Annotated in this window: 29 protein-coding genes; 18 read left to right on the top strand and 11 right to left on the bottom strand. The window is 65.0% G+C overall.

The annotated features are described in order from the left end of the window. Nucleotides 1-70: 70 nt before the first annotated feature. The 5 genes from KZZ07_RS21845 to KZZ07_RS21825 form a co-directional block, all read right to left on the bottom strand. Entirely contained in the window at nucleotides 71-499 is a 429-nt protein-coding gene (locus KZZ07_RS21845) for a glyoxalase superfamily protein (protein WP_219517171.1), read from the bottom strand. Then, nucleotides 496-1,887, bottom strand: coding sequence for an MATE family efflux transporter (locus KZZ07_RS21840; protein ID WP_219517169.1), 1,392 nt, complete (start codon nucleotides 1,885-1,887; stop codon nucleotides 496-498). The genes KZZ07_RS21845 and KZZ07_RS21840 overlap by 4 nt, the downstream gene beginning before the upstream one ends. Before the next feature lie 200 nt (nucleotides 1,888-2,087). After that, nucleotides 2,088-2,870, bottom strand: a complete 783-nt coding sequence (locus KZZ07_RS21835) for a pyrroline-5-carboxylate reductase family protein (RefSeq protein ID WP_219517168.1) — start codon at nucleotides 2,868-2,870, stop codon at nucleotides 2,088-2,090. 29 nt (nucleotides 2,871-2,899) lie between these two features. Then, complete coding sequence (locus tag KZZ07_RS21830) at nucleotides 2,900-3,430, bottom strand: peptidoglycan-binding domain-containing protein (RefSeq protein ID WP_219517166.1); 531 nt, start codon at nucleotides 3,428-3,430, stop codon at nucleotides 2,900-2,902. A gap of 98 nt (nucleotides 3,431-3,528) precedes the next feature. Further along, entirely contained in the window at nucleotides 3,529-3,861 is a 333-nt protein-coding gene (locus tag KZZ07_RS21825; RefSeq protein WP_219517164.1) for an OB-fold nucleic acid binding domain-containing protein, read from the bottom strand. Between the two features lie 187 nt (nucleotides 3,862-4,048). On the opposite strand from KZZ07_RS21825, the gene KZZ07_RS21820 reads away from it, so the two are divergent. The 5 genes from KZZ07_RS21820 (at nucleotide 4,049) to KZZ07_RS21800 (ending at nucleotide 8,897) form a co-directional block, all read left to right on the top strand. Next, a complete protein-coding gene (locus KZZ07_RS21820) occupies nucleotides 4,049-4,372 on the top strand; it encodes a 2Fe-2S iron-sulfur cluster-binding protein (RefSeq protein WP_219517162.1) in 324 nt (107 codons plus the stop codon). Next, nucleotides 4,373-5,134: an FG-GAP repeat domain-containing protein gene (locus tag KZZ07_RS21815; protein WP_370631223.1), complete on the top strand. Its 762-nt coding sequence runs from the start codon at nucleotides 4,373-4,375 to the stop codon at nucleotides 5,132-5,134. A 226-nt stretch (nucleotides 5,135-5,360) separates the two neighbouring features. Further along, the gene (locus KZZ07_RS21810; protein WP_219517312.1) at nucleotides 5,361-6,176 is read left to right on the top strand and encodes a TIGR00282 family metallophosphoesterase; all 816 of its coding nucleotides are present in this window, start codon (nucleotides 5,361-5,363) and stop codon (nucleotides 6,174-6,176) included. After that, nucleotides 6,173-7,093, top strand: a complete 921-nt coding sequence (locus tag KZZ07_RS21805; protein ID WP_219517153.1) for a DMT family transporter — start codon at nucleotides 6,173-6,175, stop codon at nucleotides 7,091-7,093. The genes KZZ07_RS21810 and KZZ07_RS21805 overlap by 4 nt, the downstream gene beginning before the upstream one ends. A gap of 25 nt (nucleotides 7,094-7,118) precedes the next feature. Then, complete coding sequence (locus KZZ07_RS21800) at nucleotides 7,119-8,897, top strand: SLC13 family permease (protein ID WP_219517151.1); 1,779 nt, start codon at nucleotides 7,119-7,121, stop codon at nucleotides 8,895-8,897. A gap of 10 nt (nucleotides 8,898-8,907) precedes the next feature. Here the strand turns inward: KZZ07_RS21800 and KZZ07_RS21795 are convergent, their stop codons facing one another. Further along, a complete protein-coding gene (locus tag KZZ07_RS21795) occupies nucleotides 8,908-9,642 on the bottom strand; it encodes a glutamine amidotransferase (protein ID WP_219517145.1) in 735 nt (244 codons plus the stop codon). 136 nt (nucleotides 9,643-9,778) lie between these two features. On the opposite strand from KZZ07_RS21795, the gene KZZ07_RS21790 reads away from it, so the two are divergent. After that, nucleotides 9,779-10,528: a YebC/PmpR family DNA-binding transcriptional regulator gene (locus KZZ07_RS21790; protein WP_219517143.1), complete on the top strand. Its 750-nt coding sequence runs from the start codon at nucleotides 9,779-9,781 to the stop codon at nucleotides 10,526-10,528. Nucleotides 10,529-10,841: 313 nt separating this feature from the next. Here the strand turns inward: KZZ07_RS21790 and KZZ07_RS21785 are convergent, their stop codons facing one another. Next, nucleotides 10,842-11,993, bottom strand: a complete 1,152-nt coding sequence (locus KZZ07_RS21785; protein ID WP_370631222.1) for a peptidase S41 — start codon at nucleotides 11,991-11,993, stop codon at nucleotides 10,842-10,844. Nucleotides 11,994-12,248: 255 nt separating this feature from the next. Here KZZ07_RS21785 and KZZ07_RS21780 point away from each other — a divergent pair, with 255 nt between their 5' ends. After that, the gene (locus tag KZZ07_RS21780) at nucleotides 12,249-13,004 is read left to right on the top strand and encodes a hypothetical protein (protein WP_219517139.1); all 756 of its coding nucleotides are present in this window, start codon (nucleotides 12,249-12,251) and stop codon (nucleotides 13,002-13,004) included. A 6-nt stretch (nucleotides 13,005-13,010) separates the two neighbouring features. Here KZZ07_RS21780 and KZZ07_RS21775 read toward each other — a convergent pair whose 3' ends face one another. After that, nucleotides 13,011-13,721 carry a DUF5765 domain-containing protein gene (locus KZZ07_RS21775; protein ID WP_219517137.1) on the bottom strand — a complete coding sequence of 237 codons (711 nt, stop codon included), beginning with the start codon at nucleotides 13,719-13,721 and terminating at the stop codon, nucleotides 13,011-13,013. A gap of 124 nt (nucleotides 13,722-13,845) precedes the next feature. Here KZZ07_RS21775 and KZZ07_RS21770 point away from each other — a divergent pair, with 124 nt between their 5' ends. The 9 genes from KZZ07_RS21770 (at nucleotide 13,846) to KZZ07_RS21730 (ending at nucleotide 22,023) form a co-directional block, all read left to right on the top strand. After that, nucleotides 13,846-14,439 carry a LysE/ArgO family amino acid transporter gene (locus KZZ07_RS21770; RefSeq protein ID WP_219517135.1) on the top strand — a complete coding sequence of 198 codons (594 nt, stop codon included), beginning with the start codon at nucleotides 13,846-13,848 and terminating at the stop codon, nucleotides 14,437-14,439. 41 nt (nucleotides 14,440-14,480) lie between these two features. Next, complete coding sequence (locus tag KZZ07_RS21765) at nucleotides 14,481-15,380, top strand: DMT family transporter (protein ID WP_255564511.1); 900 nt, start codon at nucleotides 14,481-14,483, stop codon at nucleotides 15,378-15,380. 131 nt (nucleotides 15,381-15,511) lie between these two features. After that, nucleotides 15,512-15,691: a hypothetical protein gene (locus KZZ07_RS21760; protein ID WP_370631221.1), complete on the top strand. Its 180-nt coding sequence runs from the start codon at nucleotides 15,512-15,514 to the stop codon at nucleotides 15,689-15,691. 73 nt (nucleotides 15,692-15,764) lie between these two features. Beyond that, nucleotides 15,765-16,811 (top strand): DUF1036 domain-containing protein, encoded by a 1,047-nt coding sequence (locus tag KZZ07_RS21755; RefSeq protein WP_219517130.1) that lies wholly within the window; start codon nucleotides 15,765-15,767, stop codon nucleotides 16,809-16,811. Nucleotides 16,812-16,947: 136 nt separating this feature from the next. Continuing rightward, nucleotides 16,948-17,514 carry a choline-binding transcriptional repressor BetI gene (gene betI / locus KZZ07_RS21750; RefSeq protein ID WP_219517127.1) on the top strand — a complete coding sequence of 189 codons (567 nt, stop codon included), beginning with the start codon at nucleotides 16,948-16,950 and terminating at the stop codon, nucleotides 17,512-17,514. Beyond that, entirely contained in the window at nucleotides 17,511-19,019 is a 1,509-nt protein-coding gene (betC, locus tag KZZ07_RS21745; protein ID WP_219517125.1) for a choline-sulfatase, read from the top strand. Before betI ends, betC begins: the two co-directional genes overlap by 4 nt. A 248-nt stretch (nucleotides 19,020-19,267) precedes the next feature. Beyond that, nucleotides 19,268-20,920 carry a choline dehydrogenase gene (gene betA / locus KZZ07_RS21740; protein WP_219517123.1) on the top strand — a complete coding sequence of 551 codons (1,653 nt, stop codon included), beginning with the start codon at nucleotides 19,268-19,270 and terminating at the stop codon, nucleotides 20,918-20,920. A 114-nt stretch (nucleotides 20,921-21,034) separates the two neighbouring features. Then, entirely contained in the window at nucleotides 21,035-21,676 is a 642-nt protein-coding gene (locus KZZ07_RS21735; RefSeq protein ID WP_370631220.1) for a thermonuclease family protein, read from the top strand. Between the two features lie 110 nt (nucleotides 21,677-21,786). Beyond that, complete coding sequence (locus KZZ07_RS21730) at nucleotides 21,787-22,023, top strand: HP1242/YdcH family protein (protein ID WP_219517121.1); 237 nt, start codon at nucleotides 21,787-21,789, stop codon at nucleotides 22,021-22,023. Between the two features lie 57 nt (nucleotides 22,024-22,080). Here KZZ07_RS21730 and KZZ07_RS21725 read toward each other — a convergent pair whose 3' ends face one another. Next, nucleotides 22,081-22,599, bottom strand: a complete 519-nt coding sequence (locus KZZ07_RS21725; RefSeq protein WP_219517119.1) for a glutathione peroxidase — start codon at nucleotides 22,597-22,599, stop codon at nucleotides 22,081-22,083. Nucleotides 22,600-22,742: 143 nt separating this feature from the next. Between KZZ07_RS21725 and KZZ07_RS21720 the strand changes: the two genes are divergently transcribed. Next, entirely contained in the window at nucleotides 22,743-23,012 is a 270-nt protein-coding gene (locus KZZ07_RS21720) for a DksA/TraR family C4-type zinc finger protein (RefSeq protein ID WP_219517117.1), read from the top strand. A 1-nt stretch (nucleotide 23,013) separates the two neighbouring features. Here the strand turns inward: KZZ07_RS21720 and KZZ07_RS21715 are convergent, their stop codons facing one another. Continuing rightward, nucleotides 23,014-24,096: a dipeptidase gene (locus tag KZZ07_RS21715; RefSeq protein ID WP_255564510.1), complete on the bottom strand. Its 1,083-nt coding sequence runs from the start codon at nucleotides 24,094-24,096 to the stop codon at nucleotides 23,014-23,016. 113 nt (nucleotides 24,097-24,209) lie between these two features. Here KZZ07_RS21715 and KZZ07_RS21710 point away from each other — a divergent pair, with 113 nt between their 5' ends. Continuing rightward, entirely contained in the window at nucleotides 24,210-24,524 is a 315-nt protein-coding gene (locus KZZ07_RS21710) for a DUF4389 domain-containing protein (protein WP_219517115.1), read from the top strand. Between the two features lie 183 nt (nucleotides 24,525-24,707). On the opposite strand, the gene KZZ07_RS21705 is transcribed toward KZZ07_RS21710, so the two are convergent. Then, nucleotides 24,708-25,289, bottom strand: a complete 582-nt coding sequence (locus KZZ07_RS21705; protein ID WP_219517112.1) for an HNH endonuclease — start codon at nucleotides 25,287-25,289, stop codon at nucleotides 24,708-24,710. Between the last annotated feature and the right edge of the window lie 202 nt (nucleotides 25,290-25,491).

The following is a 25,491-nucleotide window of genomic DNA, read 5'->3' as shown; positions in this document are numbered from 1 at the left end:
GGGGCATTTTTCTTTACAGGCGGGCAGGTCTGCGGCACCAACATCGGGCCGGGCGCGCGCTTGGCCAGCTCTACATTTCGAGGACTACGTGGGGCGTGCCGTCCGAGGTCTTTTCCCGAGAGGTGCCGGACGGCCCGACGACGCATTGCACATGTTTGCGATGGTTGGAGAAACTGTCAAAGCGCACCACGTCGACCGCCTCGTCCAGCTCCAGCGCAAGCCGGAACCATCCGGGGCGAAGCGGCCGGGCCGAGACGATCCTGGCCTCGAAAGGCTGTGCAAGGTAGCGGCCCCGGACCCTTTGGCCCGGCACCCATGCCTCTGGCGGCAGGTCGCGGATGCTGGCGTGCAGGGCGTTCCAGTCCCGGAACCCATAGCGCTGGGCCACGAGTTCCAGGGACTGCGCATTCCCTGTCTGCGTGCCCTGGTCGCTCAACTTCTGCCGCAGGCGCCTGGCCTCTGCCTTGGCTTCGGTGATGGTGGGCAGTTTCCGGGTCATGCGGCTTTCCCCTGAACCGTTTGGAACAGCCCCCATCCGAGCGATTTTTGCCGCGCGGTCCTGGTGAGGACGAAGATGGTCAGCGCAAGCAGGCACAGTTCCGCCATCGGGCCCGCGGCCCATACGCCTGTCTCTCCATACCAGAAAGACACCAAAAAGGTCAGCGGCAGCGCGAAGAGATAGGGTTTGGCCAGCCCCAAGAGGCCGGCGCGCCGGGCATCGCCGATAGCCTGGAAATGCATGGCGATCATCATCAGCGGCCCCGACAGGGCGAAGAACAGCGTCATGATCGGCAGGATGCGGGCAACTTCGGCAATGGTGGCGGGGTCGTCCACGAAGGTCCGGCCGATCCGGGCGGCGTTTGTGGTCACGATGACCTGGACCGCGGCGCAGTAGGCAAAGGCCGCAAAGAGCGCAAGGCGCAGGCTGGCGTTGGACCGGTGCCAGAGTGCGGCGCCGTAATTGTTGCCGGTGATCGTCTGCATCGCATGTGACAGCCCCAGGAGCGGCAGGTAGGCAAAGGTCATCACCCGCGTGATGATCCCATAGGCCGACACCGTGTCATCATAGGAGGGGGCATCCACCATCTGCAGCGCGGCGATGATCGCCGCCGAGCCCAGCGAGAGGCCGATGAAGTTCAGGCTCTGCGGCGCCCCAAGGGCCAGTATCCGCCCCCAGGACCGCGCGAGGCGCCTGCGGGTAAGCGCCGACAGGGGCAGCTCTGTCCTGCCGCGCAGCCGGAAGGCCACGATGATCGCCAGCGCCAGTGCCTGCGCCAGAGCCGTCCCATAGGCGGACCCGGCGACGCCCAGGTGCAGCTGCGCGATCAGGACGTAGTTGAACCCGATATTGGCCAGCGAGACCAGAAGGCTCATGGCGGCCATGAACCCCACGCGCCCTTCGTTGCGCAGACTGTCCGAGTTCACCGAGAGGACAAAGAGCAGGGGAGAGAACACCACCGTGATGCGCAGGTAGGTCAGCCCCAGGTGCGCGAGGTCTTCGGACCCCGCCGCCGCCAGCCGGGTCAGCGCGGGGCCGAACAGGACGAACAGCAGGGCAAGCAGCACCCCCACCAGCAAGGCCAGGCCATGCGCCCCGGCAAAGACGGCCCGCGCCTCGTCGAGGCGGTTGCCGCCCAGATGGCGCGCCAGAAGGCTGGACATGCCGCTTGAAACCAGCGTCGCAAGGGCGACGATCAGCATGTAGATCGGGAACATCAGCGTGACGGCGGCCAGGGCTTCGGGGCCGACGAAATGGCCAAGGAAAAGCGCATCGGCAACAGCCAGAAGCCCGTTCATGCCCATGACAAAGATGATGGGAAGGGCCGTCTTGGCGTAGGTCAGGCCCAGCGGGGCCTCAAGGAAGGAATTGGTCGGGGGAGCGGGCATGCCCTGTCATCCTCGTGCAAGGATCGCGCGATTTTCAGGATGGAGACCCGCGTTGCCATCCGCGCGATATGCGTGGAGGAGATCAAGGACAGTGCAATGCCGAACTTTACCAGGACAGATGTCAGCGGGCGGCAGGCGTCAGCGGCCTGACCGTGCCGATAGAGGCTTGCCCCCGGTTCGTCAAGCCCGCCGGTCCGCGCTCAGGGGCGCATGTCGCGGGCCTTTTGCGCGGCGGCGTTCAGCGCCTCGGAGATCAGTCCGCTCAGCGGACTGTCCTCCAGCACCTGCAATCCGGCGGCGGTGGTGCCCGCGTAGTCGAGCATCTGGCGGACATGGTCGGCGGCCTCGGGCGGATCCTCGGCGAGCATCTCGCCGCTGGCGCGAAACAGCTGCCGGATGGCGCGGTCGGCGGCCCGGGGCGGGATGCCCTGTGCCACCGCGTGTTCGGACATCGCCGCGGCAAACCAGGCGACGAAACCGGGCACCGGCCCGGTGAGGGCGGTGAAATGATCGAGCAGCGCCTCGTCTTCCAGCGCGTCCTCTGTGCCGCAGGCCGAGAGCAGGCGGCGGGCGACCATGCGGTCGTCCTCGCTGGCGCCGGGTGCGGCCACCCAGGGCGAATAGGCCAGCCGCCGCGCGGCGGCGGGGCTGGACATGGCGCGGATGACGCGGGCGCTGCCGGTCAGGCGCTGCAGGTCCTCGATGGTGACGGCGGCCATGACCGAGAGGATCAGCCTGTCCTCTGCGGGCAGGCGCAGATCCGGCACCGCGGCGGGCGGGATGCTGATCAGGATCGTGTCGCAGGCCGCGGCCAGCGCGGCTGGGTCGTCGGTGACGGTGACCTCGGCGGGCAGGTCGCCCCGCGCGCCGCTGCGGTTGGCGATCCAGAGGTCGCCGGGCGCCACGGCGTCGCTGTCCAGCCAGGCCTGCGCGATGGCGCTGCCCAGCATGCCCGAGCCTCCGACGATGCCGATGCTGCTCATGTCCGGTGTCCTTTCCTGGTGCCGCGCGGTCAGCTTTCGGGCAGTTCGACTGCCACCAGCCCCAGCGCGCGGGCGGTTTCCAGCGAGAGTTGCGCGCTTTCCAGCCCGCGTTCGGACTGGTAGGTGCGCAGCGCCGCCGTGGTCGGCGCGTCCATCTTACCGGAGACATTGCCCGAGAAATAGCCGCGCGCCGCAAGCGCCCGTTGCACAGAGGAGATGAACTCGGGTGTCATCTCCTCGGGGCAGGGGGCCTCGAAGGTGATCTCGGCGCGTTCGCGCACCACTTTGGGCACCGGTGCCTTGCGGTAGATCGGCGGGCGGATCACGGTGCCGTCCTCGGCGATCTCGGCCTGGACCACCTGAACCTCGCCCATGACATGTTCATAGACGGCCGGGCGTACATCGCGGGCCTGGCAGGTGCCGTCGTCGAGATGTTCGGCAAGGGGCGGCGCGGCATCGGGGCCTTGCGCCTCGCGGCTGACGGACTGGGGCGTATCGCAGGCGGCCAGCAGGAGCAGCGCGGCGATCGGCGCGGCCCGGGGCCGGGGAAAACGGGACATGACTGCTCGGGCCTCTGGTGTGCCTTTTCTTTGCGGCAGGATAGCCGGTTTGCCCCGGTCTGCCTAGAGGTGGGCGTCCCGGCGCGCGATGTTACGCCTCATGCTGAGTCCAGCAGCCGGTCGAGCAGGGGCGAGATGTCCTCGATCTCTTCGGAAATCACGTGGGTGACGCCGTTTTCGCGCTGGACGCGGCCGGTGACACGCAACATGCGGCCCGCGATCACCGCGCGGCGGAAACGTTCGTAGAGCTTGCGCCAGACGATGACGTTGACCACGCCGGTCTCGTCCTCGAGCGTGATGAAGATCACCCCCTTGGCGGTGCCCGGCCGCTGGCGCAGGATCACCAGCCCGGCCACGGTGACGCGGGCGCCGTTGGGGGGCTCGCCCAGGCGGCTGGCGATCAGGCAGGAGGGGGGCTGTGGCCAGGTCATGTGAACGAATGTAGAACATGTGGCGGGGGTGACCAAGCCCTCCCGCCGCAATTGTCATCGGCAGGTGCAGCACGGGAGGGGCCGCAAGGCAAAAAAATCGGATTCCATCCATGTGCTGACGCAAATGGGACTGGCGGGGCAGGGGCGTCCCCACTAGGTAGGGGTCGGATCAAGACGGAGCGGTGAAATGGCAAAGATCACCTATATCGAGCACAACGGCACCGAACATGTCGTGGACGTGACCACCGGGCTGACCGTGATGGAAGGCGCGCGCGACAACAACATTCCCGGCATCGAGGCGGATTGCGGCGGCGCCTGCGCCTGTTCGACCTGCCATGTCTACGTGGCCGAGGAGTGGGTCGAAAAGCTGCCGGCGCGGGAAGACATGGAAGAGGACATGCTGGACTTCGCCTATGAGCCCGATGCCAAGCGGTCGCGCCTGACCTGCCAGCTGCGGGTCAGCGATGCGCTGGACGGGCTGGTGGTGCAGATGCCCGAGAAGCAGATCTGAATGTCTGCCCGGGCGCCGCGACTGCCGTGGCGCCCCTGGCACGCGCCCGCCCGCGGCGCGTGGATGACGCTGTGCCTGTGGCTGGCGGGTCTTGCCCCGGCCGTAGCGCAAGAGGCGGTTGCCGCCCGCTACGAAGGCGAGGTGACGCGTTATCCGCATGGCGTGCTGGGAGACGAGATCGAGTATGACACGCTGGCGGTGACGCTGTCGGATGGGCGCGTGCTGCGCCGCCGCTGGACGGCGCCGCTGGTTTTCGAGGATATCGCGCCGAGGCTCTGGGACGTGACCGGGGACGGAGCGCCGGAGGTGGTGACAGTCGAGAGCCACGCGGACCGCGGCGCCCGGCTGGCAATCTGGGAGGTCGCAGGCGACGACTTGCGTCCACTGGCCGCGACGCCCTTTATCGGGCAGCGCTTTCGCTGGCTGGCGCCGGTGGGCGCGGCGGACCTGGACGGGGACGGCGCCATCGAGATCGCCTATGTCGACCGCCCGCACCTGGCAAAGACGCTTCGCATCTGGCGGGTGGAGGAGGGCGCGCTGCGCCCCGTGGCCTCGGCGGAGGGGTTTTCCAATCATCGCATCGGCTGGGATTACATCGTCGGCGGGCTGCGCGATTGCGGCGAGGGGCCGGAAATCGTCCTGCCCTCGGGTGACTGGACGCATGTGATGGTGGTGGACCTGACGGCGGGCGGCGGCCTCGACCGCTATGCCAGCGATCCTTACAGCCCGGAAATGCTGACGGTGGTGATGGACTGCCGCTGATCGCGGCGAAAGGGGGCGCTGCCCCCTCTTGGTCCTTCGGGACCAATTCACCCCGGGAGGTATTTAAGAGCCCAAAGAAACATGGAGCGCGGTGTCGGTTTCTTTGGGCTCAAAATACCTCCGGGGGGAGGCTCGCAGAGCCGGGGGGCAGAGCCCCCCAAGCGGTGGCGTCGGGACGACGATTCGGGCTTAACTTTCCTGCCTGCGCGAATTACCCATGTCGGCCATGAAGATACTCTTTCTAGGTGACGTGATGGGCCGCGCCGGGCGGCAGGCGATCACGGAGCGGCTGCCCTCCCTGCGCAAGGACTGGCGGCTGGATTTCGTCATCGTGAACGGCGAGAACGCGACCAACGGGCATGGATTGTCCGGGGAGCATGCCAAGGCGATCTTCGAGGCCGGGGCCGATGTCATCACCCTGGGCGATCATGCCTTCGACCAGAAAGAGATGCTGACCCATATCGAGGGCGAGACGCGGATCGTCCGGCCGCTGAACTTTGCCCGCCAGGCCCCGGGGCGCGGCGCGGCGCTGTACAAGGACGCCCGCGGGCGCAAGGTGCTTGTGGTGCAGGCGCTGGGGCAGGTCTTCATGAGCCGCAACTACGACAGCCCCTTCACGGCGGTGGACGAGACTCTGAAACGGCATCCGCTGGGCGGGCAGGCGCAGGCCATCGTCGTCGACATGCATTGCGAGGCCACCTCCGAGAAGATGGGCATGGGCCATTTCTGCGACGGGCGGGCCAGCCTTGTGGTCGGCACCCATACCCATGTGCCGACCTCGGACACGCAGATCCTGCCGGGCGGCACTGCGTTCCAGTCGGATGCGGGCATGTGCGGTGACTATAATTCTGTGATCGGGATGGAACCGGCCGAGCCGCTGCGCCGCTTTGTCAACGGCATGGCCAAGGGGCGGTTCAACCCGGCGCTGGGCGAGGCGACCCTGTCGGGGGTCTATGTCGAGACCGACGACATGACCGGCAAGGCGGTGTCCGTGCATATGGTCCGCCAGGGCGGGCGGCTGGCGCCTGCCGGTCCCGCATGAACCGCCTGCTGCCCTTTGCCATGCTGGTGGTGACGGGCGCGGCCTGGGGGGCGACGCAACCTCTGATGAAAGTGGCCGTCTCGGAGGGCTATCGCCATTTCGGCCTGATCTTCTGGCAGACTGCGCTGGTGGGGCTTCTGCTGGGGGCATTGACGGTGCTCAAGGGCAAGCGCCTGCCGCTGCACGGGCCTGCCTTGCGGCTGTACCTGTTCATCGCCGTCGTGGGGACCGTGGTGCCGGGCATCGCTTCTTACCAGGCGGCGATCCATCTGCCGTCGGGAGTGTTGTCGATCCTGTTGAGTTCCGTGCCGATGTTCGCCCTTCCGATTGCCCTGGTGCTGGGGATCGACCGGCCCGAGCCGCGGCGCGTCCTGGGCCTGTTGCTGGGGCTGGGCGGTGTCGCGCTCCTGGTGCTGCCCGAGGCGAGCCTGCCGGCGGGCACACAGGCGGTCTGGATCGCGGTCGCGCTGATTTCCTCGGCCTGTTACGCGCTGGAAGGCAACATGGTGTCGAAATGGGGCACTCAGGGGATGGACGCGGTGCAGGTGCTGGCCGGGGCCTCGATCCTCGGCGTCGTGTTGAGCCTGCCTTTGGCGCTGGCCAGCGGGCAGTTCATCACGCCCGCCTTGCCGCTGACCGGGCCGGACAAGGCGGTGATCGCCAGTGCGATCCTGCACGGTTTTGCCTATTCGGCCTATGTCTGGCTGGTGGGCCGGGCGGGCGCGGTCTTTGCTGCCCAGGTGAGCTATCTTGTCACTTTGTTCGGCATCTGCTGGGCGATGCTCTTTCTGGACGAGGGCTACTCGGGCTGGGTCTGGGTGGCGCTGGCGCTGATGATGGCGGGCATGGCTCTTGTGCAGCCGCAGCGTAAACCGCTTGTGCCTGTGTCACCAAGCGGTCAGAATGCGTCCGGTTGAGTGCGGGCGATAGGCTGAGCAATACATGATCGGGATCGAGCTGAGCCAGACAAGCCAGGCGGTGATGACACTTGCCGTGGTGATCGGAATGTTCGTTCTCTTTGTCCGGGAAACCTATCCGACCGAGGTCACGGCCATTGGCGGTGTCGCGGTGCTGCTGGTGCTGGGTGTGCTGCCCTATGACTCGGCGCTGGACGTGCTGTCGAACCCGGCCCCCTGGACCATCGCGGCCATGTTCCTGGTGATGGGGGCGCTGGTGCGCACCGGGGCGCTGGATGCCTTCACGGGATATGCGCAAGAGCAGGTGGCGTTGCGGCCAAAGCGGGCCATTGGCGGCATCCTCCTTGTGGTGATCGTCGCCTCGGCCTTCATGAACAATACACCTGTGGTGGTGGTGATGCTGCCGATCTTTGTGCAGATCGCCAAGACGATGGGCATTGCGCCGTCCAAGCTGCTGATTCCGTTGAGCTATGCGGCGATCCTGGGCGGCACGCTGACACTGATCGGGACCTCGACCAACCTGCTGGTGGACGGGGTGGCGCGCACCCAGGGGCTGAAGCCCTTTACCATCTTCGAGGTGACGCCGCTGGCGATCATCCTGGTGGCCTGGGGGATGATCTATCTTTACTTCGTGGGGCGCTTCCTGCTGCCCGAGCGGAGCTCGATGGCGGGGATGTTGTCGGATCGCTCGCGGATGAAGTTCTTTACCGAAGCGGTGATCCCGCCGGATTCGAACCTGATCGGGCGCGAGGTGCTGGGTGTCCAGCTGTTCAAGCGCGACGGCGTGCGGCTGATCGACGTGATCCGGGGCGATGAATCGCTGCGGCGCAATCTGCAGGGTGTCGAGCTGCAACTGGGCGACCGGGTGGTGCTGCGCACGCAGATGACCGAACTGCTGTCGCTGCAGCGCAACAAGGAATTGAAACGCGTCGACCAGGTCTCATCCAAGGAGACCTCGACCGTCGAGGTGCTGATCACGCCCGGCTGCAAGATGGTGGGGCGCTCGCTGGGCGCGCTGCGCCTGCGGCGCCGGTTCGGGGTTTATCCGCTGGCGGTACACCGGCGGAACCAGAACATCGGGCGGCAGCTGGACGACCTTGTGGTGCGCGTGGGCGATACGCTGCTGCTGGAAGGCAACGCCGAGGACATCAAGCGGCTGGCGGACGAGATGGACCTTGTCGATGTGGCGCATCCCTCGGCCCGGGCGTTCCGGCGCGGCCATGCGCCCGTGGCGCTGGGCGCGCTGGGCGGAATCGTCGCGCTGTCGGCGCTGGGCGTGGCGCCGATCCTGGCATTGGCGGTGGTTGCGGTGGCCGTGGTGCTGCTGACCCGCTGCATCGACGCGGACGAGGCGTTTTCCTTTGTCGAAGGGCAGTTGCTGGCGCTGATCTTTGCCATGCTGGCCATCGGCGCGGCATTGCAGGCGTCGGGCGCGGTCGAACTGATCGTGGGCGCGGTGGCGCCGCTTATGGCCAAACTGCCGGCGCCCCTGGTGATCTGGTCGGTTTACGTTCTGACCAGTGTGCTGACGGAAACCGTGTCGAACAATGCCGTGGCCGTCGTGGTGACCCCCATCGCCATCGGCCTGGCCAGCGCCATCGGGGTCGATCCGCGCCCCTTGGTGGTGGCGGTCATGGTGGCGGCCTCGTGCAGTTTCGCCACGCCCATCGGCTACCAGACCAACACGCTGGTCTATGGTCCGGGGGGCTACAAGTTCTCGGATTTCTTCAAGGTCGGGCTGCCGCTGAACCTGAGCGTCGGTGTGCTCTCGGCGCTGCTGATCCCCTGGTTCTGGCCGCTCTGAGCCGGGTCGCTCAGCCGTAGCGTTCGACAAAGCCTTCGAGCAGGCGAGGGGGCTCGGTGACGTCCGCCGCGCGGCACATCTCGATCAGTTCATCCGCTGTCTCGGGCGCGAAATAGCCCTTGTGGCGATAGATGCGGATGCGGGTTTCGAATTCGGCGGCATCGGCCTCGGGGTGGAACTGCGTCGCGTAGACGTTCTGCCCGTATCGGATCATCTGGTAGGGGCATGGACCGGACGAGACCAGGTGCACCGCGCCCTTGGGCAGGTTCTGCACCGCTTCCTTGTGGCCGACGAAGGCGTCGAACTGGTCTGGCAGGCCGGCGGTCAGCGGGTCCTTTGCGCCCTCGGGCGTGGTGTAGCAGGTCACCGCGCCGACCGGCTCGTTGAAGCGGCCCTTGGCCACCTCGGCGCCCAGGTGATGGGCCAGGATGCCGATGCCATAGCAGCAGCCCATGAAGGGAATGTCCTCGGCGGTGATGCGGGGCATCAGCCGCAGGATTGCCTCTTCGATGCGGCGTTCGACCGGGTCCTTGTCACCGGGCCTGTCGCTGACGCAGCCCGGGCCGCCGCCGACGATCACTCCGGCATAGTCGCCGGGGTCCAGGTCGCGCGGCAGATCCTCCTGTTCCAGGCGCATCCGGTGGACGCGATCGGCGTTCAGGCCGGACTTGTCCAGGACGGCGCGGTACTCGGAGTCGCTGGCCTCGGGTTCGGGGCGCAACTGGAGGAGGAGGAATCGGCTCATATACTTGCGCTACCCCAGGGGCGGGCGGCGCGCAACGCGACATGCGCGCGGACTTGGCGCGCGGACTTGGCAAGGGGGGCGGGCGTGACTTATAGAGACGCGGATATTACAAACACCCGAAAAGAGGCAACGCGACATGGCCGGCCATTCCAAATGGGCAAACATCCAGCACCGCAAGGGCCGTCAGGACAAGATCCGGGCCAAGATCTTCTCGAAACTCTCGAAGGAGATCACCATCGCCGCCAAGATGGGCGATCCCGATCCCGACAAGAACCCGCGCCTGCGTCTTGCCGTGAAAGAGGCCAAGGGCCAGTCGATGCCCAAGGACAACATCGAACGCGCCATCAAGAAGGCGACGGGCGGCGATGCCGAGGATTACGAGGAAATCCGCTATGAGGGTTACGGCCCCAACGGCGTGGCGGTGATCGTCGAAGCGATGACAGACAACCGCAACCGCACCGCCTCGACCGTGCGGTCGACCTTTACCAAGAACGGCGGCAACCTGGGTGAGACCGGATCGGTCGGGTTCATGTTCGAGCGCAAGGGCGAGATCGTCTACCCGGCGGATGCGGGCGACGCGGATGACGTCATGATGGCGGCGATCGAGGCGGGCGCCGAGGACGTGGAAAGCTCGGAAGACGGGCATGTGATCTACTGCGCGGACACCGACCTGAACGATGTCTCGACCGCGCTTGAGGCCGACCTGGGCGAGTCGGAATCGACCAAGCTGGTCTGGAAGCCCACGACCACCACTGAACTGGACCTGGACGGCATGCAGTCGCTGATGCGGCTGGTCGAGGCGCTGGAGGATGACGACGACGTCCAGCGCGTGACCACCAACTTCGAGGCCTCCGACGAAGTCATGGCGCAGCTGGAAGAGGCCTGATCCTCGGCCCCGTGGCGGACAGGCCGCCCGTCATGGCGGGCGGCTCATTGGTGTGTTCGGCCTGTCCACGCGTGAACGGGTTGACCATTGTTTCAGGTCAATGGGCTACTGAGGCTATTCGCCCTGCGTTGAGATTGTCGGCGTAGGGCTGCGGATGTCTTTTCTGCGCGAAGGTCCACGCAAGGCCCGGGCCGGCCAAGCGGCCCGGTCTGCCGGTGTCGGAAACGCCTTGGGACTTGACCGATGCCCCCCCACCGGACCGTCGCCGACGAGCTGGTGACTATCCGCAAGGTGGGACTTTGCTCCCGTTCGTCTATGTGTTCAGACTGTCCAGAACCTCCCGGCAGAACCGGTCCAGCGTTTCGACATCGTCCGATTGCGCGGCCCAGACACGGTCCAGCTCCAGTGTTCCGGTCGGGACAAGTCTCTCCGCGATTTCGGCCGGAGTGGTCTCGTCGGTACGACCACCGGCCCAATCATGAAAGGCGGTAGAATATCGCACGGCCGCTCCGCTGGACGAGAGGTCGATTGTTCCGCCTTCCGCAAAGAATGTCAGCCCGTCCCCCATCTCGTCTCCGATAAGAACGAGCCGTTCTCCGAGACGGTGCTTCAAAATGGCGGTGAAGACGATAGCGGCGGAGAAGGTGAATTTATCGATGAGCAAACCGACCCGCCGGCCCTCCGCGCCCCCAGAGATCGCGTCGATCAGAGACATGGTCTTAAGAAAGTCGCCGCCGGTATTTCCGCGAACGTCAATAACCAGGGGGGTGTCGGGGCGCGATCTTACGAGGTCTGTCGCCTCGGCAACCGCATCGGGAAGGGCCGTTTCGCCGGGATCGAAAAAGCTCGGAAGGACCAATAGTACCCCGGGTTGACCGAAGTCTTTGATCTTCAGAAAGGATTTGGGAGTCCAGGATGCGTCGGCTTTTCCATGCTCGCCGCGTGGGTAGAGCGTGGAACCGGGCACCCCGTTCGCGGGATCCAGAAGAAGTTCGCTGATCTGTCCCGTCTCACTCCGTATCCGGTATTCGATTGCGTCGCCGCCTGAAGAAACTCCCAGGTGCCGCAAGGCACCTGGCCATGCGAACAGGATTGGCCCGATGACGCGTTTTCGTTGCCGCGTCCCCGCCAGAAGTTTCTCTGCGGCGGCTTCGATTTCGCCTACGGGAACACCATTGATGGATATCAAATCGCCCCCAATCGCATCAGAGATTCCTGACGTGGCGTCGAGCAGGCGTACGGTGGTGCCGATGGTTGCGAACCTTAGAGGGAGAACCAAGATGGCATCGTTTGGGATCAGGCGCGTATGACCGTTCCCCGGCAAAGCCAGAAGGCGCATCAAGGAAAGCAGGAAGTCATCCTTCGAGTCAGCGAGTGCACTCTGCCGGGCTTCGTTGATGTGACGCTCCAACTCTTCGCGTCCGATCACTCGAAAGCTGGGGTCGGCCGGCAGGACCGTTGTCACTATTTTCTCTAGGTCTTGGATCATCGTCATAGGTCACCGTAAAATCATGTGTGCCGCGATGTCCAAGTTGGCCTTGTTCTGCACTTTCGCTGCACGCGCCATGAATAGCCGCTGTCAGGCAGAAGGTCCCTGACAAAAACTCTGTGCCAACAAGGGCCTTTCCGACGCCTGGGGGCGGAGGACCGGGACAGGATGCATTCGTGGGGGCGGGTATCCCGCCTTGCGGCGCTGCCGCAAAACCGCCTAAGCCTTGGTATGCTTTTCCGGGCGCTCATACTTCTCGGGGTTGTTGTTGCGCTTTCGGGCGCGGCGACCTGGTATTTCGGCCATGAGGTCCTGATCGCGCTGGGTCTGATGCTGTCTCAGGCCAAGGTCCTGCTGAAAAAGCTGGCCGGGCTCGACCTGCCGGTGATCTTGAGCTGGCTCAAGGCCCAGGGCGCGATGTTCTTCCGCGTCGAGCTGATCAAGAAATGGATCACCACCTCTGTCGTGCCGCTGATGCTGGGAAAGGCGATCCTGCGCCGCATCCAGTTTCTGGTGAAGGGCTATCTGCAGATCGTGCAGCAACGCTATGCGCGGCTGATGGAGTGGTTCAACGGGCTGAGCCGTGTTGAACGTGCGGTGGCCTGGCTGGTGATCCTCTTTGCCACGCTGGCACTGTCGGTCACGTCGATGGGGCTCTGGCTGGTCCTCTTTTCGGTGCAATTGCCGCTGTGGCTGGTGGCGGCGGCCAGCGCAACCGTCAAGATGCTGTCGAAGAGCGTCGAAAAGATGCTCTTCAAGGCGCTGGCATTCTTCCAGCTGGGCTGGCTCTGGAAGGGTATCAAGCGATTGCTGCCCGCCTCGGTGCTGGAGCGCAAGCGGCGGATGGAATTCCGCATCGCCCGGGCCATCGTGCGGCGGCGGCGCATGACGCTCAAACAGCTGGTCGAGCGCAAGGGCCGGCTGCCGTTCAAGCTGGGACTCCTGGCGGAGTACCTCTTTCATCCGCCGGGGCGACGCCCGCGCTGAGCGGGGTCAGGCCGGGGTGGCGGGTGGAAAGACCCGGCTGCGGATCAGCGGGCTGATCCCGATCAGCACCAGCATGACCGAGAAGAGACACCAGATCGCCGGCATCTCGTTGGGGTTGCTGGTCAGACCCGAGGCGAGCAGCGGCCCCACCAGCCCGTTGAGCAGCGCGAACCGCCAAGCGCCGTAGAGACAGGGCAGCAGCAGGCAGGCCAACAGGTAGTCCGGGAATTGCCCGATCCCGCCGAACCAGTGCGACAGGCTGAGGAAATTGTTGAGCGGCATCGTCCAGCCCAGGTGCCAGTTGCCGGAGATCGTGCAGAACTCTGGCCCGCAGAGCGGCACCCCGGGCGGGCAGGCCCCCAGCCAGGGAGCCGGGATCAGGCGCGCCAGCAGCGTCAGCGAGGTCAGCGAGGCCAGCCCCAGCACCCAGCGCCTTGTGCGGGCGTCCACGGCAGGTCCAACCAGGGTCAGGCAGAAAAGATTGACGACAATGGGTTGCAGCACGATGTGCAGGTAGGACAGCACCGTGACCGTGGTGTTGCCCGGCGCGCCGCACTGGTCGATCACGCCGTAGCCCCAGGCCTGCAGCCCTTCCATTGCGGTGAAAAAGCCCAGCGTGCCCCAGATTCCGACCGGTTCCCCCTTGCGCCATGTGACGAAGGTCGCGGCCGCGCCAAGGGCGGCCATCGAATAGGTTGCGGTTTCGCTCCAGCACATGCGCCTTCTCCTTCGGGGTGAGATTTTCGGGATTTCGCGGGGGCGGTCAATGCCGCGTGCGCCCGGTATTGATCCGGACGGAAATTCACGCCATCAGGCGGGTCCGGTTACGAGGAGCACGGGTATGGAAGCGGCGATTGCGGGGTTTGCGCTGGGATTCAGTCTGATCCTGGCGATCGGGGCGCAGAATGCCTTTGTCCTGCGGCAGGGGCTGCGGAGGATGCATGTGCTGCCGGTGGTGCTGGTCTGCGCATTGTCGGACGCGGCGCTGATCGCCGCCGGCGTGGCCGGGTTCGGCGCACTGGCCACGGCGGTCCCGGGGCTGGAATGGGGGATGCGGGTCTTTGGCGCCGCCTTCCTGATCTGGTACGGGGCCAAGACGCTGTACGCCGCCTGGAAAGGAGGCGAGGCGCTGGCCGCCGGGGAGGGCGCGCAAAGCCTGCGGGCGGCGGTGCTGACCTGCCTGGCACTGACCTGGCTCAATCCGCATGTCTACCTGGACACGGTGGTGCTGCTTGGGGCGGTCTCGGCCCAGTATGAGGCGCGGTTGGCCTTTGCCATCGGCGCGATGACGGCCTCTTTCGTGTTCTTCTTTTCGCTGGGATACGGGGCGCGGGCGCTGGCGCCGATATTCGCGCGGCCGCGGGCCTGGCGGGTGCTGGATCTTGTCGTCGGCCTGACCATGTGGGCCATCGCGGCCAAGCTGCTCTGGATGTGACCCCCCCTTGTGCCCGCCGTCCAATGGTCTAATCCAAGGGCATGGTTGACAAGGTGCAGACCCCGGCGCGGGGTGTTTTCTGGATGGTGGTGACGGGGCTGTGTTTTGTTGCGGTCACGGCATTGGTCAAATCGCTGGGGCAGCGCATTCCGGCGCAGGAATCCGCCTTTCTGCGCTATGTCCTGGGGTTGGTCTTCCTGCTGCCGATGGCCCGGCAAGTGATGCGGGTGCGCCTGACGCCGCGCCTGTGGCGGCTGTTTTCGTTGCGCGCGCTGTTTCACACCGGCGGGGTGGTGTTGTGGTTCTACGCCATGACGCGCATTCCCATCGCCGAGGTGACGGCGATGAACTATCTCAACCCGGTCTATGTCACGGTCCTTGCGGTGTTCTTCCTCGGAGAACGCCTCGCTCTGCGGCGCGTTCTGGCCATCGTGGCGGCGCTGCTGGGGGCGGTGATGATCCTGCGGCCTGGCTTCCGCGAGCTGGACCCGGGGCATTTCGCCATGCTGGCCACGGCGCTTTTCTTTGCCGGATCCTACCTCTTGGCCAAGATCCTGTCGGGTGAGGTCAGCGCGGCGGTGGTCGTGGGGCTGTTGTCGGTGGGGGTGACCATCGGGCTGGCGCCGCTCGCCATCGCGGTCTGGGTCTGGCCGACATGGTTGGAGCTGTTGATCCTGCTGGGCGTGGCGCTGTTTGCCACCGCCGGGCATTACACCATGACACTGGCCTTTGCCGCGGCGCCGGTGACGGTGACGCAACCGGTGACTTTCCTGCAGCTGGTCTGGGCGGTCGCGTTGGGCGCGATCCTGTTTGGGGAGCCGGTCGACCCCTGGGTGATCGCGGGCGGGTCGCTGATTCTGGCCGCCGTCGTCTTTATCACCTGGCGTGAGGCCGTGTTGAAACGCCGGATCACACCGCTGGTGTCGGAAACAAAGAACTGATTTCCCGGGGTATTGTCGACATTTCGTCAAATCTCCGCCTTCCAGGCGTAATCGCGCCGCATTCCTTAACCAAGCTTCAAGCAATCAGAGGCAGCATTTGAGGAGTGAAAGGAATGTTTGCGGAGGGAAAGATGACCGAGAACATGGATGAGATTCAGGATTTCCTGATGAGCGAGCGGGAAAAGGTCCTGTCCGAGGCTGAATGGCGGTTCCGGATGCGCGGATACGGCTACAACCTGCGGCGCACCGACGGCGGTGTCGAAGTGGCACGCTTGCCGCAGAACCGGCTGCTGGGCACGCTCAAACTCTGATCCCCGGCGAAAAGGCTCGACAGATCGTCGGGCGCATGTGCCTGATGTGCCCCGTAAAAACGGGAGGACAGGCATGAACGGATGGATTTCGGGCGCCACGGGGCTGGCGCTTGGGGCGCTGCCGGTGGCGGCGCAGGCGGGCCTTGAGGTCTGCAACGATACGGACCTGCGGCAGAGCGTGGCCATCGGATACGAGGCCCCGGGCGGGGTCTGGACCTCGGAAGGCTGGTGGCAGCTGTCCGCCGGAGAGTGCAAGACGGTCATGGGCCGCGACCTTGGGCGGCGCTATTTCTATTATCGTGCGACGACGCCGGGCGGCGATTTCGATGGGCCGTTCTCTTTTTGCAGTAAGCCGACGGCGTTCACCATCGCCGGCGACAAGGACTGTGCCGCGCGTGGATATGACAAGACGCGGTTTCGCAAGGTGGATACGGGCGGCGCTGCGGATTTCACGCTGACCCTGACCGGGGGCGGACCCACGCCCGAGGCGCCGAAGGCCGGTGCGGATCTGTCCGACGAGGACAGGCCGCTGGAAAGCCTGCATCCCTTTGCCCGCGGCAGCCTGGGCGAGCCTTTTACCCAGAATGGCATATTCACCGGCTGCGAGCTGATCGACGGGCTGGATTATTGCAGTTTCGAGGTCGAGGGCTGGCGCTATCACGCCTATTATGGCGCGGGCACGGCGGATGCCCTGCTGGATGACCTGCAACACTGGCCCATGCCGCTGGCGGTCGAACTCGAAGGCGACATGATCGCCTACGGCGACATCACGGTCGAGATCGCCTTGGGCCGGGTGACAGAGGTCTTTGACGGCGATTTTTTCTCCGAGGAACGCCACCTGATGCAGGGTGAGTGGCAGTCTCTGGACGACCCCGCCTCGCGCATGACGATCCGGGGCGCGGATGTCTATGACTACTACAATGGCGAATTCTCGGGACATCAGTGGATGACGCTGGGCGGCACCTGTCCCGATGCCCCGTTCGAAGGCGTCGGCTGGACCCGGACAGAGCTGGAAACGCAGGACAGCTGGTGCGTGCACCTGGGCGAGGTCACGGCGGACCAGCTGGAACTGATCAATCCGGGGCGGGGCAATATCCTGACCTATTCCCGCGTGGACTGACCCCGGCGACCTAAGGCGCAGCTTGGATCGGGCCGAACCCCTTGCGGGGGTCGGCCCGTTTTCGTTGCCGGAAGACGGGGAAGGATGGCGGGCATTCTTGATTGACTCGCCAGTCAATAAAAACCATCCTGCCGCCATGCCCAAGATCGGACAGGAACCCATAAGACGCGCAGCGCTCTTGGCGGCGACGGTGGCCGAGGTCGGCGAGGCCGGCAGCCTCGACGTGACCGTGTCGCGCATTGCACGGCGCGCGGGCATGTCCAGCGCGCTGGCGCATCACTATTTCGGCGGCAAGGTGCAGATCTTCCTCGCCGCCATGCGCCATATTCTGACCGAATACGGCGGCGAAGTGCGCGCCGCGCTGGCCAAGGCCCCGCCGGACCGCCGGCTGGAGGCGCTGATCGCGGCCAATTTTGCCGAGAGCTTTTTCCGGCCCGAGACCGTGTCCGCCTGGCTGAACTTCTACGTCCTGGCCTTGCGCGAACCCGAGGCCGCGCGCCTGTTACAGGTCTACCAGCGCCGCCTGCATTCGAACCTGGTGCACGCCCTGCGCGGGCGGACGGACCAGCCGGAACAGGTGGCCGAACGTATCGCGGCGCTGATCGACGGCGTTTACCTGCGTGCGGCCCTGTCCGGGCGCGGCGTTGCGGGGGCCGCGCAGAACGTGACCGAAATCGCCCATGCCCTGACGAGGACCCGATGACCAAGCCGAATATCCTGATCCTGATGGTCGACCAGCTGAACGGCACCCTGTTTCCCGATGGGCCGGCGGACTGGCTGCATGTGCCCAACCTGCGCGCGCTGGCAGAGCGATCGGTACGGTTTTCCAACGCCTATACCGCCAGCCCGCTTTGCGCGCCTGGGCGGGCCAGTTTCATGTCCGGGCAACTGCCCAGCATGACCCGCGTCTACGACAATGCGGCCGAGTTCGCGTCGGATATTCCCACCTATGCGCACCACCTGCGCCGGGCGGGCTATCAGACGTGCCTCAGCGGCAAGATGCATTTTGTCGGCCCCGACCAGCTGCACGGGTTCGAGGAACGGCTGACCACCGACATCTACCCCGCCGATTTCGGCTGGACGCCGGACTATCGCAAGCCGGGCGAGCGCATCGACTGGTGGTATCACAACATGGGGTCGGTGACGGGCGCGGGCGTGGCCGAGACCTCGAACCAGATGGAATACGATGACGAGGTTGCCTACAACGCCTCGGCCAAGCTCTATGACCTAGCGCGTGGCAATGACGACCGGCCCTGGTGCCTGACCGTCAGCTTTACCCACCCGCACGATCCTTACGTGGCGCGCAAGCGGTTCTGGGATCTCTACGAGGATTGCGAGCACCTGCAGCCGCAGGTCCCGGCAATGGACTACGAGGATCACGACCCGCATTCGAAACGCATCTTCGACGCCAACGACTGGCGCAGCTACGACATCACCGAAGAGAACATCCGCCGGTCGCGGCAGGCCTATTTTGCCAATATCTCTTACCTGGACGAGAAGATCGGGCAGCTTTTGCAGGTGCTGGAGGACACGCGGCAAGAGGCTATCGTGGTCTTTGTCAGCGATCACGGCGACATGCTGGGTGAGCGGGGCCTTTGGTTCAAGATGAGCTTCTACGAAGGCTCGGCCCGGGTGCCGATGATGATCTCTGTCCCCGGTATGGAGGGGGCGCAGGTCGCGGCCCCGGTGTCGAACATCGACGTCTGCCCGACGCTTTGTGACCTGGCGGGCGTGGACATGTCCGAGGTCATGCCCTGGACCGAGGGCGAGAGCCTTGTGCCGGTGATGCGCGGCGGCGAACGTGTCTCGCCGGTGGCAATGGAATACGCGGCCGAGGCCTCTTATGCGCCGCTGGTCTGCCTGCGGCGGGGCAAGTGGAAATACACCGATTGCACGCTGGACCCCGAGCAACTGTTCGACCTGGAGGCCGATCCGCATGAACTGGTGAACCTGGCAGGGGCACCGGAACAGGCAGAGATCATGGAGGAATTCCGCACGGCGGCGGCGCGGCGCTGGGACCTCGGGCGCTTTGACGCCGAGGTGCGGCAAAGCCAGGCGCGGCGTTGGGTGGTCTACGAGGCGCTGCGGCAGGGCGGCTACTACCCCTGGGATTTCCAGCCGCTGCAAAAAGCCAGCGAACGCTACATGCGCAACCACATGGACCTGAACGTGCTGGAAGACAGCAAACGCTTTCCAAGGGGGGCGTGATGTCGCCTGTCCTCCCGTCGGGAAGGTCAGGCCGGCACGCCTGTCGGCCTGCGGCCCGCCAGAGGGAAAACGCGTCTCATGCATCGGGTCGGACTTTCGAGAGGTCGCTCATGGACCGCGCGCGCGGTCATGCGGCGAAAGACATGTGCCGGCCAGTGGCGGGCGTTCCGGAATAAGGGGAGGGGCGGTGCGTCTGTCCAGTGGGCGCCGCGCACCTGTCCCCTGCAAAATCACCAGCGGTGAGGGATATGGAAGCGGATTACGTGATCGTCGGCGCCGGGTCTGGCGGATGTGCCGTGGCGGGGCGGCTGACAGAGGCGGGCAAGTCGGTGATCGTCATCGAACACGGCGGCAGCGACTGGGGGCCTTTCATCAACATGCCGGGGGCGCTCAGCTACCCGATGAACATGGCGCGTTATGACTGGGGCTACCAGACAGAGCCGGAGCCGCACCTGGGCGGGCGGCGGCTGGTCTGTCCGCGCGGCAAGGTGATCGGCGGATCGTCGAGCATCAACGGCATGATCTACGTGCGCGGTCACGCGCTGGACTATGACCATTGGCGCGACGAAGGCTGTGATGGCTGGGGCTATGCGGATGTGCTGCCCTATTTCAAGCGCATGGAGGATTGGCACGACGGCGGGCATGGCGGTGATCCGGCCTGGCGCGGACAGGGGGGGCCGCTGCATGTCACGCGCGGGCAGCGGGACAACCCGCTGGTGCAAGCCTTTGTCGAGGCCGGACGGCAGGCGGGCTATCCTGTCACCGGCGATTACAACGGCGAGCAGCAAGAGGGGTTCGGCGCTTTCGACATGACCGTCTGGCAGGGCGAACGCTGGTCGGCGGCCAAAGCCTATTTGCGGCCTGCGCTGAAACAAGGGGCGGAGCTGGTGCGCGCGCTGGCCCGTCGCGTGGTGTTCGATGAGGGGCGCGCCACGGGGGTCGAGGTCACGCGCGGCGGCAAGGTTGAGGTGATCCGCGCGCGGGCCGAGGTGATCCTTGCGGCCAGCGCCATCAACTCACCAAAGCTGCTCATGCTGTCGGGGATCGGACCTGCGGCGCAGCTGGCGGATCAGGGCATCGAGGTGCGGGCAGACCGGCCCGGCGTGGGCCAGAACCTGCAGGACCATCTTGAGCTCTATATCCAGATGTCGGCGACGCAGCCGGTGAGCCTTGCGAAATACTGGAACCTTGCGGGCAAGGCCTGGGTCGGGGCGCAATGGCTGTTCGCGCGCAGCGGGCCGGGGGCCTCGAACCAGTTCGAAAGCTGCGGCTTTATCCGCTCGCAGGCGGGCGTGCCATACCCGGACATCCAGTATCATTTCCTCCCCATAGCCGTACGTTATGACGGGCAGGTGGCGCCCGAGGGGCACGGGTTCCAGGCCCATGTGGGGCCGATGCGTTCGCCCTCGCGCGGGGAGGTCACGCTGCGGTCAAAAGATCCCGAGGACGCGCCGCGCATCTTCTTCAACTACATGAGCACGGAGGAAGACTGGCAGGATTTCCGCCGCTGCATCCGCCTGACGCGCGAAATCTTTGGACAAGAGGCCTTTGCCCCCTATCGTGGCAAGGAACTGCAGCCGGGCACCGGGGCCGAGACGGACGAGGATCTTGACGCGGTGATCCGTGAACATGCGGAAAGTGCCTATCATCCCTGCGGCACCTGCCGCATGGGCCGGGCCGACGATCCGCGCGCCGTGGTCGATCCCGAAGGCCGTGTGATCGGGGTGGAGGGGCTAAGGGTGGCGGACAGTTCGATCTTTCCGCGCATCACCAACGGCAATCTCAATGCGCCCTCGATCATGGTGGGCGAAAAGATCGCCGACCATGTGCTGGGCCGCCGCCTGCCACCGGACAACGCGCAGCCCTGGGTGCACCCGGACTGGGAGAGCGCGCAGCGTTAGGACATGTTAACCGCCCTCATCCGCGGTTAACCTTTCGTTAACTTTTGGCTTGAAACAGGACAGGAGCGTGCCGATCTTAACGGAATGTTAAGATTTTGTTTCGCTCTTGTTCTTGTGGCTTCCGCAACTGCCGCCTCTGCCGATCTCAGCGGCCCGTTGCGGGTGATCGACGGCGACACGGTTGCCATCGGCCAGACCAGTATTCGCCTGCACGGCATCGACGCGCCCGAGAACGGCCAGAGATGCGGCGGAGGTGGGGCACCGATGTGGGGCTGCGGCTCCTGGGTCAGCGGCGAGGTCCGCGCCCGCTACCAAGGCCGCATCGCCGCCTGCGTCGAGGTGGACCGCGATCGCTATGGCCGCGTCGTGGCGCGCTGCCGGGTCGATGGCAAGGATCTTGGCGAAACGCTGGTGGAAAGCGGTCTTGCCTTTGCCTATGAGCGGTATTCCGAAGCCTATGTGCCACAGGAACGGATTGCTGCGCGGCGCAAGGCCGGGCTGCATGCGACGGGCGTGAAATCCCCCGCCGCCTTCCGCGCCGATACCCGCAGGGGCCACTCTGCCCAGCGGCTGGCCTCTGCGCCCGAAGGCTGCACGATCAAGGGCAACATCTCGTCCAACGCCGGGGCGCGGATCTATCATGTCCCCGGGCAGTCCTGGTACGAGGCCACGAGGATAAGCATGGACAAGGGCGAACGCTGGTTCTGCTCCGAGCAGGAAGCCCAGGCCGCTGGCTGGCGCCGGGCGCTGCGCTGACAGGGGTGCGTCGGTAAAAAGCGCATGCGGCGATCAGGTTTGATCCGCGTCAAAGTTTGTGCCCGCTGGCTGTGCAACTTGGTGGTCGGACACAAATAAAGGAGACGCCAATGTCCCACACGCCGCATGAACTGACGGAGGAATTTCCGGAGCTTGCCGACAAGATGCACGCGCTGAAACAGTCCAACGCGCATTTTGCCAAGCTTGCGGATGAGTACCACGAGGTCAATCGTCAGGTGCACCGGGCCGAAACCAACATCGAACCGATGGAGCAACTGGCGGAGGAGCAGCTGCGCAAGCAACGCGCCGCTCTCAAGGACGAGATCTACGCGCTGCTGAGCGCCTGATCCCCGGGCTTGGCCTTGCTAGAATAGATGCGCCCCGGTCGATGGCCGGGGCGTGTTTCATTTCAGCGCCTCTTCGATGGCGCGTGTCATCTTTGCCGACATCGGTCGGGTCGTCGACCCAAAGGTGGCGCGGACCGTGCCATCGGCGCCGATCAGGATCTTGTTGAAATTCCAGGCGGGGCTGAACCCGGTCTGATCCGCGATCCAGCGGTAGAAGGGATGTGCCTGCGCGCCCCGCACATGGGTGATGTCTGTCATCGGCATGTCGAGGCCGAAGGTCACCTCGCAGAACTCCTTGACCTTTTCTGCCGAGGACAGCTCCTGCCGGAAGTCGTCCGAGGGCACGGCCAGGACGATCAGGCCTTGGTCGCGATAGCGGTCATAGAGCGCCTGCAAACCATCGTATTGCGGGGTAAACCCACAGCGCGAGGCGGTGTTGACCACCAGTACGGGACGGTTTTGCCAATCGTCCATCGACAGGGTGCCACCGTCGATACTGGCAAAGGTAAAGCCCTGGGCGGCCCAGGCGGGCAGGGTGAGGACGGCGGACAGGATCAGGGCGGCGAGGCGGATCATTACGGGGCACTCCTTTTGCACTGGAGATAGCGCAGGGGCGGGGCGGTCAAGGCCGTGATCGACACCGCATCCCCGTCTTGCGCCGGTCGGGGCTTTTGTGCTGGATTGATGCGATGGGGCCTTTGGCGGCAAAGAGGTGTGACATGGCAGGTGGATGGAGCCGGGACGGCGCGGTCAGTGAACAGATCGAGGCCAGCATCGCCGAGGAACTGGAACGCATGAAGCAGCGCCGCGGACCGCAGGGCGAAAGCCTGAAGGAATGCGCCGACTGCGGCGAGGAGATCCCCGAAAAGCGCCGCCTCGCGATCCCGGGCGTCAAGCTGTGCATCGACTGTGCCAGCGAACGCGACGACCGGTCGGCACAGCGTGGGGGCATCAACCGGCGCGGCTCGAAAGACAGCCAACTGAAGTGAGTCAGCCTATGGTCCGCTCCAGGCAGGCCAGCCAGTTGTCTCGGGCCAGCTTGGCGAGCAGGGCGTCGTCGTAGCCATGTGCCGACATGGCACTGAGGAGCTTGGGCACGCCGGTGACGTCGCCGATCAGGTCGGGCAGGACACATCCGTCGAAATCCGACCCCAGCCCGACGTGATCCTCGCCCAGCGTGTTGATCAGGTGGTCCAGGTGACGCAGCATCATGTCCCAAGGCGTACCGGGATCGGCGCTGCCATCGGCGTTGATGTAGAATGTGGCATAGTTGAAGCCCACCATGCCGCCGGTATCGCGGATCGCGTGCAACTGCCGGTCTGTCAGGTTGCGGGGCGAGGCGCAGAGCGCGTGGGCGTTGGAATGCGTGGCCACCAGCGGCGCGGTCGACAGGCGGGCGATGTCGTCGAACCCGGCCTCGTTCATGTGCGACAGGTCGATCAGGATGCTCAACTCGTTGCAGAGCCGGATCAGGTCGCGACCCCTTTCGGTCAGGCCGGGGCCCGTGTCCGGCGTGCCGGGAAAGGCCATCGGCACCCCGTGGCCAAAGATGGTCGGGCGGCTCCACACCGGGCCCAGCGAGCGCAGCCCCATGTCGTGAAAGAGATACAGCGCGTCGAGATCGGGCCCGATGGCCTCGGCGCCCTCCATGTGCATGACGCCGGCGATGTGGCCACTGTCCATTGCCACGCGGATCTCCTGCGTGTCGCGGCACAGGGCAAAGTCATCGGGCGCGGCACGCGCCATCCAGTGCAGCAGGCCCGCCATCTCCAGCGCCGTGGGTTGGGCGGTCTTGTCGTCCATCAGGGCGGGCAGGGGCAGCGCATAGGGCGGCTCGGCCATGAGTTTCCTGAAGTCCGGCGGCGGCGATCCATCCGGCACCGGCGGCACGAAGATCGCGAAGAGACCGCCCGCGAACCCGGCCTGTTTCATGCGGGTGAGGTCCATGTGCCCGGCTGAGGTGCCCAGCCAGGTGTCCTCTCTGGGCGCGGGGGATTTCATCAGCCGCAAGAGGAAATCATTGTGGCCGTCGAAAAAGGGGATTGGCATGTGCGGGCTTTCGGGCTGGGACATGGCCGCGATCTGACCCGATGGGCGGCGGGTTTGGCAAGGGTGATCCTTGTCCCTTGGCGGCAGGGCGCGGCGTGGTTAGGCTTTGCGCAACGTGCCGGTACAGTGGGGGTGTCATGGCGAACGACGACGCGAACGACGACGACAGGATCGAGGGGCGGTTGCACGGAGAGCAACCAGAGGTCGAGACGGAGCCGATGGGGATGCGGCTGCTTTACATGGTGCTGATCTGGGTGATGCTGAGCCTGGCGCAGACGGTGCTGACGGTGGCGACCGTGGTGCAGGCGATCATCCTGCTGGTCAACAAGCACGAGCCGAACGAAAGGCTGGCGGAATTCGGCACGGACCTGGGGATCTGGATGGCCAAGGCGGCGCGCTATCAGACCGGGGCGAGCGAGGTGAAGCCCTGGCCCTGGACGGAGCTGGATTGAGGGACGTGTGGACGTGGTTGGCGGGGCGATGAAGTCAGGGGGTTCTGGAGGACACTTTGGGATTTGTTCGGGAAGTGGCCCTCAGGGGCGTGTGCGTGCTCGGGTGAGGGGCTTCCGACCTTTAGTGGACACCAAGTGCATCAGGACGATGGATAGGTGGGGTGGATACCCACCCTACGTTTCTCACTCGACCTTCCCCAGCAACTTGCGAATTTCGGCGATCGAGCGGTTCTGTCCCCCGCGATGGATCATCGCGTGGCAGTTTGGACAGACCGGGACGAGATCACGAGTCGGGTCCACTTCGTGCTCTGCCTGCTTGTTGCCAAGTGGGTGCTTGTGGTGGATGTGAATGAAACCTCCACCAATCGCGCCATAAGCTGCTTCGAAATCATGATAGCAGGCTTGGCAAAGCAGTCTGCCGGCGTCTTTTGAGCGGAAGAAGGCCATGAAATCTTCTCGCAGCTTTGCTTTTCGTTCGTAGCGATTTGTCGTGACTTGGTGCGGCGCGCCCTCGAAACAGGGCTGCAAAAAGGCTTCCTCCGGCGTCACCGCGATATTTGAGCTCGAGTCGGTCGACAAAGACAGGAGATAGTAATCGTTGTCTTCTCTCTGTCTGGGTCGCCCAAGATGTTTGGAAAACTTTTGCTGGTGTGGCTTCAATATACGTCTTGCAAGTTCGACACATTCTGCAACAGACTCCTCCCAGAACAGTTCATGCTTGGGATCGTCCCTGGAAATCCGGGTGAGCCCGGCTCTTTCAGCCATCGCACGGGCGTTTCCTGAATTCATAGATCGTGTGAGTGACTCCCAACCTTCATGCCGAGCACTCAGTGCCCAGGCAAGCGGTATGTAAGATCGTTCCTGCCCCTCTCTGACGAGAAAGATTAGGCGAGAGTGTCAGGTCTTCTGTGTATGACTGATCCGGTTCATGCTTCACGGAAAGGAAGCATGAATGACCATCTCGAAA

This window comes from Mameliella sp. CS4 (assembly GCF_019392335.1).
Classification (GTDB): Bacteria; Pseudomonadota; Alphaproteobacteria; order Rhodobacterales; family Rhodobacteraceae; genus Antarctobacter.
The sequence above is the reverse complement of the archived record's forward strand: the minus strand, read 5'-3'. Positions and strand labels throughout refer to the sequence as shown.